Annotated in this window: 11 protein-coding genes; 2 read left to right on the plus strand and 9 right to left on the minus strand. The window is 70.9% G+C overall.

The features are described 5' to 3' along the window. Both OG259_RS18800 and OG259_RS18805 read right to left on the minus strand, forming a co-directional pair. The gene (locus OG259_RS18800) at positions 1–663 is read right to left on the minus strand and encodes a response regulator transcription factor (RefSeq protein WP_328943322.1); all 663 of its coding nucleotides are present in this window, start codon (positions 661–663) and stop codon (positions 1–3) included. Next, the gene (locus OG259_RS18805; protein WP_328943323.1) at positions 660–1835 is read right to left on the minus strand and encodes a sensor histidine kinase; all 1176 of its coding nucleotides are present in this window, start codon (positions 1833–1835) and stop codon (positions 660–662) included. Before OG259_RS18805 ends, OG259_RS18800 begins: the two co-directional genes overlap by 4 nt. Before the next feature lie 207 nt (positions 1836–2042). Here OG259_RS18805 and OG259_RS18810 point away from each other — a divergent pair, with 207 nt between their 5' ends. Both OG259_RS18810 and OG259_RS18815 read left to right on the plus strand, forming a co-directional pair. After that, positions 2043–2963, plus strand: a complete 921-nt coding sequence (locus tag OG259_RS18810; RefSeq protein ID WP_328943324.1) for an ABC transporter ATP-binding protein — start codon at positions 2043–2045, stop codon at positions 2961–2963. Beyond that, positions 2960–3814, plus strand: a complete 855-nt coding sequence (locus OG259_RS18815) for an ABC transporter permease (protein WP_328943325.1) — start codon at positions 2960–2962, stop codon at positions 3812–3814. The genes OG259_RS18810 and OG259_RS18815 overlap by 4 nt, the downstream gene beginning before the upstream one ends. 22 nt (positions 3815–3836) lie before the next feature. On the opposite strand, the gene OG259_RS18820 is transcribed toward OG259_RS18815, so the two are convergent. From OG259_RS18820 to OG259_RS18850, 7 genes are all read right to left on the minus strand, one after another. Next, complete coding sequence (locus OG259_RS18820) at positions 3837–4589, minus strand: DUF4232 domain-containing protein (protein ID WP_328943326.1); 753 nt, start codon at positions 4587–4589, stop codon at positions 3837–3839. Positions 4590–4744: 155 nt separating this feature from the next. Further along, the gene (locus OG259_RS18825) at positions 4745–8455 is read right to left on the minus strand and encodes a non-ribosomal peptide synthetase family protein (protein WP_328943327.1); all 3711 of its coding nucleotides are present in this window, start codon (positions 8453–8455) and stop codon (positions 4745–4747) included. 208 nt (positions 8456–8663) lie between these two features. Next, complete coding sequence (locus OG259_RS18830) at positions 8664–9335, minus strand: maleylpyruvate isomerase family mycothiol-dependent enzyme (RefSeq protein WP_328943328.1); 672 nt, start codon at positions 9333–9335, stop codon at positions 8664–8666. A 2-nt stretch (positions 9336–9337) separates the two neighbouring features. Further along, positions 9338–10771, minus strand: coding sequence for an adenosylhomocysteinase (gene ahcY / locus OG259_RS18835; RefSeq protein WP_328943329.1), 1434 nt, complete (start codon positions 10769–10771; stop codon positions 9338–9340). Continuing rightward, positions 10764–11624, minus strand: a complete 861-nt coding sequence (gene metF, locus OG259_RS18840) for a methylenetetrahydrofolate reductase [NAD(P)H] (RefSeq protein ID WP_328943330.1) — start codon at positions 11622–11624, stop codon at positions 10764–10766. The genes ahcY and metF overlap by 8 nt, the downstream gene beginning before the upstream one ends. Further along, positions 11621–15094: a methionine synthase gene (gene metH / locus OG259_RS18845; protein ID WP_328943331.1), complete on the minus strand. Its 3474-nt coding sequence runs from the start codon at positions 15092–15094 to the stop codon at positions 11621–11623. The genes metF and metH overlap by 4 nt, the downstream gene beginning before the upstream one ends. Continuing rightward, complete coding sequence (locus OG259_RS18850; RefSeq protein WP_328943332.1) at positions 15091–16074, minus strand: carbohydrate kinase family protein; 984 nt, start codon at positions 16072–16074, stop codon at positions 15091–15093. Before OG259_RS18850 ends, metH begins: the two co-directional genes overlap by 4 nt. Positions 16075–16076: the final 2 nt, after the last annotated feature.

Here is a 16076-nt window from a genome sequence, read left to right on the forward strand (position 1 = left end):
TCAGCCGGGCAGCGTGACGAGCCCCGCCTCGTAGGCGGTGATCACGAGCTGGACCCGGTCCCGGGCGCCCAGTTTGGTGAGCAGGCGTGACACGTGCGACTTGGCGGTGGCCACCGTGATGAAGAGGTCCTCCGCGATCTCGGTGTTCGTCCGGCCGCGTCCGATGAGGGTCAGGACCTCCCGTTCCCGCTCGGTGATGCCCTCGACGTGACGTGGGGAGCGCTGCGGGGGGCGCCCGGCGAAGTCGGCGATCAGCCGGCGCGTGACCGCAGGTGCGATCAGCGCGTCGCCGACGGCGACCACACGGATCGCCGCGAGGATGTCGTTCAGCGCCATGTCCTTGACCACGAAGCCGCTCGCTCCGGCCCGCAGCGCGCCGTAGACGTAGTCGTCCTCGTCGAACGTGGTCAGGACGAGGACACGCGTCGCGGTCGGGCCGGCGGTGATCAGACGGGTGGCCTCGATCCCGTCCATGCCGGGCATCCGGATGTCCATCACCACGACGTCGGGGTCGGTGTCCCTGACCAGTCGGACCGCCTCGGCGCCCGTCGCGGCTTCACCGACGACCTCCAGGTCGGGGTGATCGGCCATGACCAGGCGCAGGCCGGACCGCACCAGTGGCTGGTCGTCGGCGAGTACGACGCGTACGGGACCGGCGGTCATCGGGCCTCCACCGGAGCTCCGACGGGGGCGGGCAGCGGCAGTCGGGCCGTCACCCGGAAACCCCCCTCGGGACGCGTCCCGGCGGTGAAGTCGCCGTTCAGCAGGGCGACCCGCTCCCGCATGCCCACGAGACCGAAGCCATGGGCCGGGCCGTCCTCGGTGGCACCGTGCCCGTCGTCGACGACCTCCACGGACAGCTCCTCGTTCCCGTAGTCGACGAGCACCCGACAGCGTCCGGTGCCCGCGTGGCGGACCACGTTGGTCAGCGCCTCCTGAACGATACGGAAGGCGGACAGGTCGATGTCGGCCGGCAGGGTGCGCTCCTCCCCGCTGCGGCGCACCTCCACCCGTACTCCCGCGTCGGCCGTGGCCGCCGCCAGCCGGTCGAGGTCCGCCAGGCCCGGCGAGGGCGCGAGGGCCGCCGGGTTCCCCGAGGCCGTCGTGCCCGGGTCCGCCTGACGGAGTGCGACCAAGGTGCGGCGAAGGCCCGACAGGGTCTCCCTGCTGGTGACCTCGATGGCCCGCAAGGCCTCACCGGCCTCCGTGGGCCGGGTCCGGATGACCTGGCCGGCCGCCCCGGCCTGGATGGCGATGATGCCGATGCTGTGCGCGACCATGTCGTGCAACTCCCGGGCGATCCGCAGCCGTTCGGCGATCACGGCCTCGGCCGTCTCCTGTGAGCGCAGCGCCACCGCGTGCTCGCGGCGCTCGCGGCTCAAGAGTCCACCCGTGCAGGCCGTGGCCATCGCCAGGAGGGCGATCACGGCGTCGACGGTGAGATCGTCCGAGCGCGAGAAGCCGCCGATGACCAGGAGTTGCACGAGGAGGGATCCGGCCACGGCGACGATCGAGGCGCGCCGCGCGCAGGTGGCGACGATGGCGCCCAGGACGAGGTCCACCGCCAGATACGACAGGAACTCGCCCTGGTACGCGGCCGACAGGCTCGCACGGGAGCCCGGGGAGCCCACCACCACCGCGGTGGACCCGAAGAGCGCCATGGACAGGGCGAGGAGCGGCGCGCGGCGCAGCACACCGACGAGCAGGCTCGCCGCAAGCAGTGCCCCGAAACCGTGGACCGTGCCCGAAGCCCGCGGTGCACCTCCCACGAGCAGACCCACCGCGAGGAGATACACGGCGCCTCCCGCCCAGGCCGTGATCTTCGTTCTCGTCATCGCTGGTGCGGCCTTTCGGGAGGGAGACCGCGCTGTGCGACGCACACGAGGAACGAGGCGGTCGGTAGGGCATCCATCCCGCGAGACTATCCAGCCGCCGCCCCCGCGGAATCGGCCCGCGGACGTACGACCACGGGCGAAGGCGGCCGCACCATTGCCACCCACGGCCCCATGACCGGGCGAGGCCCTCCCGGCAGGGTTGTCGCTGTGATCGAAGTCAACGAACTCACCAAGCGCTACGGCGGCAAGACCGCCGTGGACCGGCTGTCCTTCACCGTGCGACCGGGCCAGGTCACCGGTTTCCTCGGCCCCAACGGAGCCGGCAAGACCACCACCCTGCGGATGATCCTCGGCCTGGACGCGCCCACCGGCGGCGCCGCCACCGTCAGCGGCGTCCCCTTCCGCAGCCACCCGCGCGGTCTGCGGCACGTCGGCGCACTCCTCGACGCGGGCCAGGTCCACGGAGGACGCACCGCCGCGGCCCATCTGTCCGCCCTGGCCCGCAGCAACGGGATCTCCCCGCGCCGGGTGGACGAAGTGCTGCACGAGGTGGGCCTGGCCGAGGCCGCGTCCCGCCGCGTCGGCGGCTTCTCGCTCGGCATGAAGCAGCGGCTCGGGATCGCCACCGCGCTGCTCGGCGACCCACCGGTGCTGATGTTCGACGAACCGGTCAACGGCATGGACCCGGAGGGTGTGCTCTGGATGCGCCGTCTCTTCCGGCGCCTCGCGGCCGAGGGCCGTACGGTCTTCCTCTCCAGCCACCTCATGTCGGAGATGGAGAACACCGCCGACCAGCTCGTCGTCATCGGCCGGGGCCGGCTCATCGCCGCCGAGTCGGTGGGGGACTTCGCGGCCCGCAGCACCCGGCTCAGCGTCGTGGTGGGCACCCCGCAGGCCGCCGAGCTGACTGCGGTGCTGACCACCGCAGGCGCCTCGGTCGAGCCGGAGGGCTCACCGGGCACCGAGAAGCTCGCCGTGACCGGGCTGCCGGCGGACCGGATCGGAGCACTCGCCTTCGAGAACCGGATCCAGCTCTACGAGCTGACCGCCCGGACCGCCTCACTGGAGGAGGCATTCATGGAACTCACCGCCGACAGCGTCGAATACCAGGCAGGGCAGCCCCGATGACCACAGTCACCTCCGTCCCCACGGCCGTCTCGTCCGCGGCCGTCGCCGAGCCGCCCGCCCGCTTCCGCGACCTGCTCGCCTCCGAGTGGATCAAGACATGGTCCCTGCGTTCGATCCCGTGGACGCTCGCGCTCACCGCCCTGTTCGTCATCGGGTCCGCCGCCGTGGCGGCACTTGCGGAGGTCAACAGCCTCCGGACGATGAGCCCGGCCGCGAAGGCCGATCGGGGATTCCTCGTGTTCGACGCGTTCCCCGCGGCCGGTTACATGACGCTGATGCTCGTCGCCGGCAGCGTCGGCGCCCTCACCGTCGTGAGCGAGTACAGCAGCGGCCTGACGCGCACCACCACCGTGGCCGTACCCGACCGTGGTGCGGTGGTGCTGGCCAAGGCGGTCGTCACCGCCGCGCTCTGGACCGCGGTCGGCACGGTCGTCTCCACCAGCGGCTTCCTGGTCTCCCAAGCCATCCTGGACGGACAGGGGGCCGGGGTTCCGCTCACCCATCCCGGAGTGCTCCGGGCGCTGGTGGCGTCCGCCCTGCTGGCCCCGGTCTGCGCACTGATCGGCCTCGGCTTCGGCGCTCTGATCAGGCACAGCGCCACCACCATGGTCTCCAGCGCCTTCACCTTGGTGATGCTGCCGCCGATCTTCTCGCAGAGCGCACGCTGGTCCGCCGCCATCAGCCATGCGATGCCGGTCACGGCGTGGAAGCGCCTGGCGCAGACCTGGGCGCCGGAGCCCCATTCGCTCGCCTACAGCGCCACCGTGCCCGGCTCGTGGGCCGTGTACGCGCTCTGGCCGCTGATCGCGGTCGTACTCGCCGTGGTCGTCGTGCGGCACCGCGACGTGTGAACGCACGTCCGGGACACGCCCGCTACTGCGGGTACAGGGCCGAGATGGCGCTCTCCGAGTCGGCCCGCCAGTACGACACGCGGGCGCCCTTGTCCACGTACACGCCCTTCGCGGGCAGTTCGAGGAGCATGCCGTCCTTGGTGTCGACGGGCGGCAGGCTCTTGCCCTGGGGGGCCTTGATCAGCATCTTCTCCAAGGAGGCGACCTCCTTGCTCCCCGAGCGGGTCAGCACGCCCGCGTAGGCCTCCTTGCCCGGACCCAGGACGATCACGGACTGCGGCCTGGAGCTCTTCACGACCGGCAGGTACGGCAGGTCGTTGCCGAACTTGACCATCGGGTAGTGGTAGAGCTTGCACGGCTTGTCGCTGGTGTTGGTGATGACGAGTTCGAGCTTCGAGTCGTCCTTCACGGGCGGCAGCGCCCAGTCCGCCTTCACCTCCGTGTTCAGGTCCGAGCAGATGCCGTCCTTCGGCTGCCAGTCCGTCTCGCCCGTCGTGCCCGGCGGCTCGCTCGCGGAGGGCGAACCGTCGGTGCTGCCCGAGTCGCCCGGCTGCGTCGACGGCGACGCGGGGCCGGTCGTGGGGGCCGTCGTCGGGCCGGTCGTGGGGGCCGTCGGTTCGCTCGTGGGGGCCGTCGACCTGGTCGGCGACGGCGGGGTCCCGCCCGCCGCGTCGTCGCTCGGCCCGCAGGCCGTGGCCGAAAGGAGCGCGGCGGCGGTCAGCCCCAGGGCGCCGAGCTTCCCTGTGCGGCGGGTGTTCCTACGGACGGTGCTCATTTCACGATCCCCCGTGACTCTTGGCCTGCGTGTATGCACACTGCGTGGCTCAGGATGAGGCGCGCCGTCGTCGAAATCACGACCCGCGGGGGGATCGTTACCGAGCGCGGACAGGGAGCGGACGCTTCCGGACCGGTCGCCGGATCCCGTGGCCCCTACTGCCCCAACCGGTACCGGATCTTCTTGACCAGCTCCTTCAGATCCGGCTGGCGCAGCAGGCTGTAGTGGTCCGCGTCCAGCTCCACCACCGTCGGCGGGCGGGTCGACCAGCCCGCCGTGTTCTCCAGGAAGGAGTAGTCGTCACCCGAGGCCTTGAAGATCGTCACCGGTCCCTTCACCTGCCGCTCCGACAACTCCCTGAACGTGTACGTGAACTCGAACGTCTCCTCCACGATCGAGACGATCCGGCCGATCAAGTCCTCCTCCAGGGCGGGGAAGTCCGCCGCCACCCGCTTCACGAAGCTCTCCCTGTCGGCGGCCTCCACCGTCGGGTCGACCACTCCCGCGAACACCGAGTACAGGATCGTCACGAACGCCGGGTTCTCGTAGTTCGCTCCCCCCGTCCGTGACGAGCGGACCTTCGGCGAGCCCGGGGCGATCAGGAACAGGTTCTCCACCTGCTCCCCCGCCGCCTCAAGGAGATGCGCCGACTCGAACGCGACCCGCGCGCCGAACGAGTAGCCCCAGAGCGTGTACGGGCCCGTCGGCCGGCGCCTGCGGATCGCCTCCACGTCCGCCGCCGCCATCTCGCGGATCGTCGCGTACGGCTCCTCACCCCGGTTGATGCCGTACGCCTGCACCCCGTAGAACGGGCGGTCGATGCCGATCTCGTCCGCCAGGTGCCGCAGGTTCATCGTGTAGCCGCCGAGACCCGGCCAGCAGTAGACGGGCGGCTGCGCGCCGGCCGCGTGGAGCCGGACCAGGCGGGAGGCAGGGGCCGCCGCCGCGCCGTCCAGCCGGTGGGCGAGCTTCTCGATCGTCGGGCGGTCGAAGAGGATCTGGAGCGGCAGCCGGGCGCCGAACTCGCGGTTGATCCTGGTGACCAGGGCGACGGCGATGAGGGAGTTGCCGCCCGACTCGAAGAAGTCGTCCAGGACCGAGACCGCCTCGACGTCCTCGTACTTCAACGCCGCCGACCAGATCTCCGTCAGACGGCTCTCCGTACGCGTCCGGGGCCGGACGTGCGGACGGCCGTGCAGCCCGGCGTTGACCACGGCCAGCTCGCCCAGCGCCTTCGTGTCCACCTTGCCGTTCGCCGAGAGCGGCAGCCGGTCGAGGACGACCACCCTGTTCGGGATCATGTAGTCGGGGAGGTGGTGGACCAGGTCGTCGCGGATCATCTCCGCCGGACCCTTCATGTGGACCGTGTCCTCGTACATGCCCTCGCTCAGCCGCTGCTCCTCGCTGACCCGGCCGCCCACGAAGAAGTACGAGGGGCCGGCCGGACGGCCCGCCGCCGCCAGGATCTCGTCCACGCGGCGGGCCGACGGCAGCGGACGACCCGACTTCGAGCCGTACCCCGAGGGCATGAACCCGAGCCCGTGGCCGCCCAGTTGAAGTCGCTGGAGAGCTCGTCCCAGGTCGATGTACGCGCGGTTCGTGGCGGCTGTGCGGCTGATCACCGTGATGCCGAACGATGCCCGCCCGTACACCGCCTGGTTGATCGCGATGACGTGCTTCTTCTCGACCAGGTCGGAGGAGATCTGGCGTAAGTCGCCCTGAACGTAGGCGTATTGGCCCTCGGGGAGGTCCGCCACGCGGGTCCCGTGCGACTGGACGTAGACGTCGACCTCCGGGGCCGTACGCGACTCCTCGTCGTACGGAACCACCTCGAAGGACCCGTCCCCCTCCCCGTACGGCCTGATGTCCAGGCCGTAGCCCGGCAGGACCTCCTCGAACAGGCCCACCATGTGACCCGTCTCGATCTCCAGGACCTCCTGGATGTTGTTCCTGTAGACCGGCTCGATCGCCGACCGCAGGCCCTGGAAGGCGAAGCGGAGGAGCGGGGTGTCGCCGGGCGTCCCCTCACCCGTCCGGTACAGCTGGTGCCGGACCGGGTGGTAGTAGTAAGTGCCCGGTTCCAGGCCCGCGATGCCGCGCAGCTCCACGTACAGCTGCGTCGCGTACAGCGCGCCCGGTGACGCGTAACCGTACTTCGGGAGCAGCCGCTCCTCGCTCGTGAACTGGCCGCACCAGCGCAGGACTTCCCCCAGGTCCGCCGCCGTCAGACTGCCGACCGCCCGCGAGCCGATGCCCTCCGGGCGGCGGGCCAGAGCCGCCAGGATGTCCGCGCGCGTGGCCTCCCCGCCCTCGTAGAAGCGGTAGGTCTTGCGGGCGAAGACCGTGCGCCGCATCCGGTCCGTGGGCGTGCTCCCGGCCAGCACGACCGTGGGGAGGCCCGCCAGGTCGGCGTCGGGACGGGTGCCGGCGTTCGACAGCTGCGCCTTGACCTGGAGCTTCGACTCCTTGGACTGGTGATGGGCGCCGTGATTGCCCTGGTCCATCAGGGCGGCTTCCTTCGGCGACAGCTCGACGCAGGCGACGAGGTTCTGGAAACCCGTGCGGGGCTCGTCCTTCACGATGACCGCCGCGTTCTTCACCCAGTCGTGGTTCTCGATCGCCAGCGCGATCTCGTCCAGCTCCACGCGGAAGCCGCGCAGCTTGATCTGGTTGTCGGCGCGGCCGGCGAACTGGACGGTGCCGTCCTCGTTCCAGTGGGCCAGGTCGCCGGTCCGGTAGAGACGCTCGCCGCTGTCGGTGGTGATGAAACGCTCCGCCGTCAGCTCGGGACGGTCCAGGTACCCCCGCGCCACCTGGACCCCGCCGATGCACAGCTCGCCGTCGCGTATGTGGAAGGTCGTGCCGTACGCCGGTCTGCCGATCGGTATGGCGGTGGAGGCGGCGGGGCCGGTCGGGTCGCACACGGTCGCGCGGTCGACCGTGTGCGAGGAGGCGTTGATCGTGCACTCGGTGGGGCCGTAGAGGTTGATCAGCTCGGCGGCCGGGAGCTCGGCGAGGAGCTGCGCCGCGAGGTTGCGGGAGAGGATCTCACCGCCCGAGTACACACGGCGCAGGGTGGTGCAGGAGGCGAGACGCTCGGTGTCGACCAAGGCCTGGAGGAGGGTGGGGACGCCCTGCAGCATCGTCGCGCGGTGGGTGCGGATCGTGTCGATGAGGGCCTCGGGGTCCCGGTAGACACCGGGCGGGCCCACGGCGACACGGGCGCCGACGGCCGGAGCGAGAATCTCCCACTGCGCCGCGTCGAAGCTCATCGGCGTCTTCTGGAGGACGACGGCGCCCGGGGCGAGTCGGTGTTCCGCCGCCAGCCAGCGCATCTGGGCCGCGAGCGAGCGGTGCTCGACCATGACGCCCTTCGGCCGGCCCGTCGAGCCCGAGGTGTAGATGACGTACGCGAGGTCCGTCTCCCGGATGTCGTACGCCTCCGGCTCCTCACCCGCGGTGCGCCAGGCGTGCCGCACGGCATCGCCGAGGGTGACGACGGTCGTACCGGGCGGGGAGAGGTCGGTGACGCGGGCGCGGAGGTGGTCCTGGGTGAGGACGATGCGGGCGGCGCTGTCCTCGACCATGTACCGGACGCGTTCCTCCGGGTACTCGGGGGAGAGGGGGACGTAGGCGGCGCCGGAGCAGAGGGTGCCCCACGTCGCCGTGACCAGTTCGAGTGACGGCTCGATGTGGACGCCGACGCGGGTGTCCGCCGCCGCGCCCAGGGAGCGGAGGTACTGGGCCAGCACCAGGGCGCCCTCCGAGAGCTCCCGGAAGGTGAGAATCTCGTCCTCGTATGCCACGGCGGTGGCGTCGGGGCGGTGCAGGGTCTCGGCGTAGAGGAGCCGGTCGAGCGTGCGCATGGTGGTCCCTTCTGTGTACTGCCCCCCGCCCCCGCGCCCGCGTTGTGGGCCCCAGCGGGACGATTGCCCACACGGGCGGGTGGCGGCGGGCGCAGGGCGTGTGTCCGCACGGCGGGTGGCGAGGGCGCGGGGCGTGTGCCGGCACGGCGGCGGGCGGGGAGTGTGGGCTTGGCACGCACCGGCGGTCCGGGGAGCCGGCGGGGCGGGGTCAGCGGTAGATCAGGAGTTCCTGTTCTGTCGCGCCCCTCAGTTCGTAGCGGGTTCTCACCAGGGGGCGGCCCGCGTAGATCCGGATCAGGGTCGACGCGTCGCCCTTGAAGGTGGCCGGGGGGCGGCCCTCGATCTCGTTGCCGAGGGAGACCCGGGACGTCGTGCCGTCCTCCAGGACTCCCACCAGGCGCGGGGTCTCGCGCTTGCGGCTCGTCACCGACAGGAGGGGGAGCGCCAGTTCCAGAGCCTTGCCGCAGTACGCGCCCGGTTCGCCGAAGGCCTCCCTCACGTCTCCCGCGTGGACCCATTCGCCGAGCGCCACCGCGTCCAGCCGGCCGTCCTCGCGTCGGGCGATGACCGGTCCCGCTTCCGTCAGGCCGCGTTCCAGTTCGTCGAGGATCCGGGCCAGCGGCCAGTCCTCGCGTTCGGCGACGTCGCAGGCGTTCGCCTCGGGCAGGAACACGCCCTCTTCCAAGCGGTCCTCGACGATCCTGACCAGGGCCGCACCGCAGTGGGCCAGGACCTGCCGCGCCGTCCACCCGGGGCAGGCGGTGCGGAGCTCGTACGCCTCCTCGGGTGTCCGGCGCAGGAGCGGCATCAGCAGGTCCCGTTCCGTCCTGAGGAGGCGGTCCGGGAGCCACGGGTCGCGCCCGTCATCGTTCGTACACATCATCAGTAGCGGTAGTGGTCCGGCTTGTACGGGCCCTCCACCGGGACCCCGATGTACGACGCCTGCTCGGGGCGGAGGGTCGTGAGGCGTACGCCCAGGGCGTCCAGGTGCAGGCGGGCGACCTTCTCGTCCAGGTGCTTGGGGAGGGTGTAGACGCCGACGGGGTAGTCGGACGCCTTCGTGAAGAGTTCGATCTGCGCGAGCGTCTGGTCGGCGAAGGAGTTCGACATCACGAAGGACGGGTGGCCGGTCGCGTTGCCGAGGTTCAGCAGGCGGCCTTCCGACAGGACGATGACGACCTTGCCGTCCTCGAACGTCCACGTGTGGACCTGCGGCTTGACCTCGTCCTTCACGATCCCGGGGATCCGCGCCAGGCCGGCCATGTCGATCTCGTTGTCGAAGTGGCCGATGTTGCCGACGATCGCCTGGTGCTTCATGCGGGCGATGTCGGACGCCATGATGATGTCCTTGTTGCCCGTGGTCGTGATGAAGATGTCCGCCGTCTCCACCACGTCCTCCAGTGTGGCGACCTGGTAGCCGTCCATCGCCGCCTGGAGCGCGCAGATCGGGTCGATCTCGGTGACGACGACCCGCGCGCCCTGGCCGCGCAGGGACTCCGCCGATCCCTTGCCGACGTCCCCGTAGCCGCAGACGACGGCCGTCTTGCCGCCGATGAGGACGTCCGTGGCGCGGTTGATGCCGTCGATGAGCGAGTGGCGGCAGCCGTACTTGTTGTCGAACTTGGACTTCGTCACGGCGTCGTTCACGTTGATCGCCGGGAAGAGCAGCGCGCCCTCGCGGTGCATCTCGTACAGACGGTGGACGCCCGTGGTGGTCTCCTCCGTCACGCCGCGGATGCCGGTGGCGATGGTCGACCAGTCGAGCTCACTGTTCTCCAACAGGGCCCGCATCACCGCCAGTTCCTCGTTGGCGGCCTCCGGCAGCCTGCCCGTCTTCTGGTACTCGACGCCCAGGTGGACGAGGACCGTCGCGTCCCCGCCGTCGTCCAGGATCATGTTCGGGCCGAGGTGCGGGGACCGACCGTCGGACGCAGCGGGGCCGTCGGCGTTCGGCCAGGTCAGCGCCTGCTCCGTACACCACCAGTACTCCTCCAGGGTCTCGCCCTTCCAGGCGAAGACCGGGATGCCGGCGGCGGCGATCGCGGCGGCGGCGTGGTCCTGCGTCGAGTAGATGTTGCAGGACACCCAGCGGACCTCCGCGCCGAGCGCGACCAGCGTCTCGATGAGGACGGCCGTCTGTACGGTCATGTGGAGGGAGCCGGTGATCCGCGCCCCCGCCAGGGGCCGCGTCGGCGCGTACTCGCGGCGGATCGACATCAGGCCCGGCATCTCGTGCTCCGCCAGGGTGATCTCCTTGCGGCCGAATGCGGCGAGGGAGATGTCGGCGACTTTGTAATCCGTGAATGCGTCAGACATGGACAACGCTCCTTGCGCTCATGATGGTTCGGTGGATTTCCAGGGCCGCCGTCGACTTGTTCAGCGTGATGTAGTGCAGGCCCGGCGCGCCCTCGTCGAGCAGCCGCAGGCCCATCCGCGTCGCGTGCTCCACGCCGATGCGGTAAGCCGCCTCCGGGTCGTCCTTCGCCGCCTCCAGGCGGTGTGCCAGGTCCTCGGGGAACGCGGCGTCGCTCAGCTCCGCGAAGCGCCGGATCTGGCGTACGTCCGTCGCCGGCATGATCTCCGGGATGATCGGGGTGTCGCAGCCGGCGGCCGCGACCCGGTCGCGCAGCCGCAGATAGTCCTCCGGGTCGAAGAACATCTGCGTGATGGCGTAGTCGGCGCCCGCCCGGCACTTGGCGACGAAGTGCGCCAGGTCGTCGGCCGGACCCGCCGACCGCGGGTGGCCCTCCGGGAAGGCCGCCACCCCGATCCGGAAGTCGCCCAACGAGCGGACTAGGGCGACCAGTTCGTGGGCGTAGGTGAATCCCCGCGGGTGCGGGGTCCACGGGCCGCGCGGGTCGCCCGGCGGGTCTCCGCGCAGGACCAGGACGTCCCGTACCCCGGCGTCCGCGTAGGCGCCGATGATCGCCCGTAGCTCCGCGACCGAGTGTCCGACCGCCGTCAGGTGCGCGACCGGTCGCAGGGTCGTCTCGGTCGCGATCCGCTTCGTCACCTCGATCGTCCGGTCGCGGGACGAGCCGCCCGCGCCGTACGTCACCGAGACGAAGTCCGGGGAGAGGGCTTCCACCCGGCGGATCGCCTCCCACAGGGTCCGCTCGCCCCTGCCCGTCTTCGGCGGGAAGAACTCGAACGAGTACGTGGGGCTCACCTGCGGCCTCCCGCGTTGAAGTAGCTCGCCTCCGGGTGGTGGACGACGATCGCGTCCGTCGACTGCTCGGGGTGCAGCTGGTACTCCTCCGACAGCTCCACCCCGATCCGCTCCGGGCGCAGGAGCGCGGCGATCTTCGCCCGGTCCTCCAGGTCGGGGCAGGCCGGGTAGCCGAGGGAGTAGCGGCAGCCCTGGTACTCGGTGCGGAGCATGCCGTCCAGGGACGCCGGCTCCGAGGAGCCCGCGATACCCCATTCGGCGCGCACCCTCGCGTGCCAGTACTCGGCCAGCGCCTCCGCCAACTGGACCGAGAGGCCGTGGAGTTCGAGATAGTCCCGGTAGGCGTCGGCGGCGAAGAGCTTCGCCGTCTCCTCGCCGATCCGGGAGCCGACGGTGACCACCTGCATCGCGACGGCGTCGATCTCGCCGGAGTCCTCGGAGCGGTGGAAGTCGGCCAGGCAGAGGCGGCGGCCCCGCTGCTGGCGGGGGAAGGAGAAGCGGGTCCGCTCGCCTCCGTCCTCGTCCAGGACGATCAGGTCGTCGCCCTTGGACACACAGGGGAACCAGCCGTGGACGACGGCTGCTTCGAGGAGGTGGTCCGTCTGGAGGCGGTCGAGCCAGGCACGCAGCCGCGGCCGGCCCTCCGTCTCGATGGTCTCGGTGTCCTTGAGGCCCCACTGCCCCTTGAAGAGGGCGGTCTCGTCGAGCCAGGAGGCGTACTCGGCGAGCTGGATGCCCTTGACGACCCTGGTCCCGAGGAAGGGGGGCTCGGGTACGGGGTTGTCGGCGGCGACGTCGGAGCGGCCGGCCGGCTCCGACTCCCGGACGTCCGACGCGAGCAGCGGGGTCTCGCGTTTCGGCACGCGCCGCTGCTTGAGCGGCGGGAGTACGACTCCGGGGACGCCACGCTTGACGCCCATGAGCGCGTCCATGAGGCGCAGGCCCTCGAAGGCGTCGCGGGCGTACCGCACCTCGCCCTCGTACAGCTCGTGGAGGTCCTGCTCGACGTACGCCCTGGTGAGGGCGGCGCCGCCGAGGATCACGGGGAAGCGCCCGGCCAGGCCGCGGCCGTTCAGCTCCTGGAGGTTCTCCTTCATGATCACGGTGGATTTCACCAACAGGCCGGACATGCCGATGACGTCCGCCCGGTGTTCCTCCGCCGCCTCCAGGATCGCGGAGACCGGCTGCTTGATGCCGATGTTGACGACGTTGTAGCCGTTGTTGGAGAGGATGATGTCGACGAGGTTCTTGCCGATGTCGTGGACGTCGCCGCGGACGGTGGCGAGGACGATCGTGCCCTTGCCGTCGGCGTCCGTCTTCTCCATGTGCGGTTCGAGAAACGCCACCGCCGTCTTCATGACCTCGGCTGACTGCAGCACGAACGGCAGCTGCATCCGACCGGAGCCGAACAGCTCGCCGACCGTCTTCATGCCGTCGAGCAGGATCTCGTTGACGATCTCCAGGGCGGGACGCCCGGCGAGGGCCTCATCGAGGTCGGCCTCCAGGCCGTTCTTCTCGCCGTCGATGATCCGGCGCTTCAGGCGCTCGTCCAGGGGCAGCGCGAGGAGCTCCTCGGTCTTGCCGGCCTTCAGGGACTTCGCCGTCGCGCCCTCGAACATCTCCAGGAAGCGCTGCAGCGGGTCGTAGCCCTCCCGGCGCCGGTCGTGGATCAGGTCGAGCGCGACCTCCACCTGCTCCGGTTCCAGGCGGGCGATCGGCAGGATCTTCGACGCGTGCACGATGGCCGAGTCCAGGCCCGCCTTCACGCACTCGTCGAGGAAGACCGAGTTGAGGACGATCCGCGCGGCCGGGTTCAGGCCGAACGAGATGTTGGAGAGGCCCAGGGTCGTCTGGACGTCCGGGTGGAGCCGCTTCAGCTCCCTGATCGCCTCGATCGTGTGGATGCCGTCCCTGCGGGACTCCTCCTGACCGGTGCAGATCGTGAACGTGAGGGTGTCGATCAGGATGTCCGACTCCCTGATCCCCCAGTTCCCGGTCAGGTCCTCGATGAGGCGCTCCGCGATCGCCACCTTGTGCGCGACGCTGCGGGCCTGGCCCTGCTCGTCGATCGTCAGCGCCATCAGCGCGGCGCCGTGCTCCTTCGCCAGGGCCGTGACCTGTGCGAACCGCGACTCGGGGCCGTCGCCGTCCTCGTAGTTCACCGAGTTGACGACCGCCCGGCCGCCGAGCTTCTCCAGACCCGCCCGCAGCACCCCGATCTCCGTCGAGTCGAGGACGATCGGAAGCGTCGAGGCCGTCGCGAAGCGGCCGGCCAGTTCCGCCATGTCCGCGGTGCCGTCCCGGCCCACGTAGTCCACGCACAGGTCGAGCATGTGCGCGCCCTCGCGGATCTGGTCCCGCGCCATCTCGACGCAGTCGTCCCAGCGGCCGTCGAGCATGGCCTCGCGGAACTTCTTCGAGCCGTTGGCGTTCGTGCGCTCACCGATCGCCATGTACGCCGTGTCCTGCCGGAACGGCACATGGCTGTAGAGCGAGGACGCGCCCGGCTCCGGCTCGGGGCGCCGGTCGAGGACGGCGGCGCCCCGCACCCGGTCCACGATCTCCCGCAGGTGCTCCGGGGTCGTACCGCAGCAGCCGCCGACCAGCGCGGGGCCGTACTCGCGGACGAACGCCTCCTGGGCGTCGGCCAGTTCGGCCGGCGACAGGGGATAGTGGGCGCCGTCGGAGGTGAGGACGGGCAGGCCCGCGTTCGGCATGACCGAGATCGGGACACGGGCGTGGCGGGACAGGTGCCGCAGGTGCTCGGCCATCTCCGCCGGGCCCGTGGCGCAGTTCAGACCGATCATGTCGATGCCCAGCGGCTCCAGGGCGGTGAGCGCCGCCCCGATCTCCGAGCCGAGCAGCATCGTGCCCGTCGTCTCCACCGTGACCTGCACGATCACCGGCAGGTCCACACCGACCCAGTCCAGGGCCCGGCGGGCGCCGATGACGGCCGCCTTCGTCTGGAGCAGGTCCTGCGAGGTCTCGATGAGCAGGGCGTCCGCGCCGCCCCGGATCAGGCCCTCCGCGTTCTGCTGGAAGGCCTCACGCAACGGCTCGTACGTGACGTGGCCCAGGGTCGGCAGCTTCGTACCGGGGCCCATGGAGCCGAGGACCCAGCGGGGGCGGCCGTCGGCGGCCGTGTGCGCGTCCGCCGCGGCGCGGGCGATCCGGGCGCCGGCCTCGGACAGTTCGTACACCTGGTTCTCGATGCCGTACTCGGCGAGCGCGGCCAGGTTCGCCCCGAAGGTGTTGGTCTCGACGCAGTCCACACCCACCGAGAAGTAGGCGTCGTGGACGGAGGCGACGATGTCGGGGCGGGTGAGGTTGAGGATCTCGTTGCAGCCCTCAAGGTTCTGGAAGTCGTCCATCGTCGGGTCGGCGGCCTGGAGCATCGTGCCCATCGCCCCGTCGGCCACCACGACCCGCTTCGCGAACTCCTCCCGCAGGGACCTCCGTACGACGGTCATGAGAGCCCCCTGAGATGGGTGACCAGAGTCGCCGTGCAGACCGTCCCGTACGTCGTCCTGATCCGGTCCAGGAGCGGCTCCCGGTGCAGCCGGTACTCCTGCGTCCCCACGTAGTCGAGGACCGTCGCCGCCACCGCACAGCCCAGCTGCGCCGCGCACCGCTCCGGCACACCCCACAGCCAGCCCGCGAGGAACCCGGACCGGAAGGCGTCCCCGACCCCCGTCGGGTCCACGACCGCCGCGACCTCCACCGCCGGCACGGTCAGCGGCTCGCGGCCCTCGCCCCGGATGCGGACGCCCGCCTCACCGTGGGTGGTCACCCACGTGCCGACCCGGCGCAGCACGTCCGCCTCCGCCCAGCCGGCCTTCTCCAGGAGCAGCGCCGTCTCGTACTCGTTGGTGAACAGGAACCGCGCCCCGTCCACCAGCTCCCGCACCTGCTCCCCGTCGAGCCGCGCCAACTGCTGCGACGGATCGGCGGCGAAGGGAATCCCCAGGTCACGGCAGGTGCGGGTGTGCCGCAGCATGGCCTCGGGGTCGTCCGGGGAGACCAGGACCAGCTCCAGCCGGCCGGTGCGCGCCACGACCTCGCGGAGGTCGATCTCGCGCGCCTCGGCCATCGCCCCCGCGTAGAAGGTGGCGATCTGGTTCTGGGCCCGGTCGGTCGTACAGACGAACCGGGCGGTGTGGAGCGACTCGCTGACGCGCACCGAGTCGGTGTCCACACCGTGGTCCTTCAGCCAGACCCGGTACGGCTCGAAGTCGGCGCCGACCGCGCCCACGAGGGCGGGACGGAGACCGAGGACACCGAGTCCGAAGGCGATGTTCGCTGCCACTCCGCCACGCCTGACCTCCAGGTTGTCGGCGAGGAACGACAGGGAGACCCGGTCCAGGCGGTCGGCGAGCAGCTGCTCGCTGAACCAGCCGGGGAAGGTCATCAGATGGTCGGTCGCGATGGATCCCGTGACAGCGATACACATGG

Source organism: Streptomyces sp. NBC_00250 (assembly GCF_036192275.1).
In the GTDB taxonomy this organism is placed as follows: Bacteria; Actinomycetota; Actinomycetes; order Streptomycetales; family Streptomycetaceae; genus Streptomyces.

What these genes read in the sequence shown, in the direction of transcription:
- OG259_RS18800 (WP_328943322.1), bottom strand. Translation starts at nt 663, where the DNA reads ATGACCGCCGGTCCCGTACGCGTCGTACTCGCCGACGACCAGCCACTG.
- OG259_RS18805 (WP_328943323.1), bottom strand. Translation starts at nt 1,835, where the DNA reads ATGACGAGAACGAAGATCACGGCCTGGGCGGGAGGCGCCGTGTATCTC.
- OG259_RS18815 (WP_328943325.1), top strand. Translation starts at nt 2,960, where the DNA reads ATGACCACAGTCACCTCCGTCCCCACGGCCGTCTCGTCCGCGGCCGTC.
- OG259_RS18820 (WP_328943326.1), bottom strand. Translation starts at nt 4,589, where the DNA reads ATGAGCACCGTCCGTAGGAACACCCGCCGCACAGGGAAGCTCGGCGCC.
- OG259_RS18825 (WP_328943327.1), bottom strand. Translation starts at nt 8,455, where the DNA reads ATGCGCACGCTCGACCGGCTCCTCTACGCCGAGACCCTGCACCGCCCC.
- OG259_RS18830 (WP_328943328.1), bottom strand. Translation starts at nt 9,335, where the DNA reads ATGTGTACGAACGATGACGGGCGCGACCCGTGGCTCCCGGACCGCCTC.
- ahcY (WP_328943329.1), bottom strand. Translation starts at nt 10,771, where the DNA reads ATGTCTGACGCATTCACGGATTACAAAGTCGCCGACATCTCCCTCGCC.
- metH (WP_328943331.1), bottom strand. Translation starts at nt 15,094, where the DNA reads ATGACCGTCGTACGGAGGTCCCTGCGGGAGGAGTTCGCGAAGCGGGTC.
- OG259_RS18850 (WP_328943332.1), bottom strand. Translation starts at nt 16,074, where the DNA reads ATGTGTATCGCTGTCACGGGATCCATCGCGACCGACCATCTGATGACC.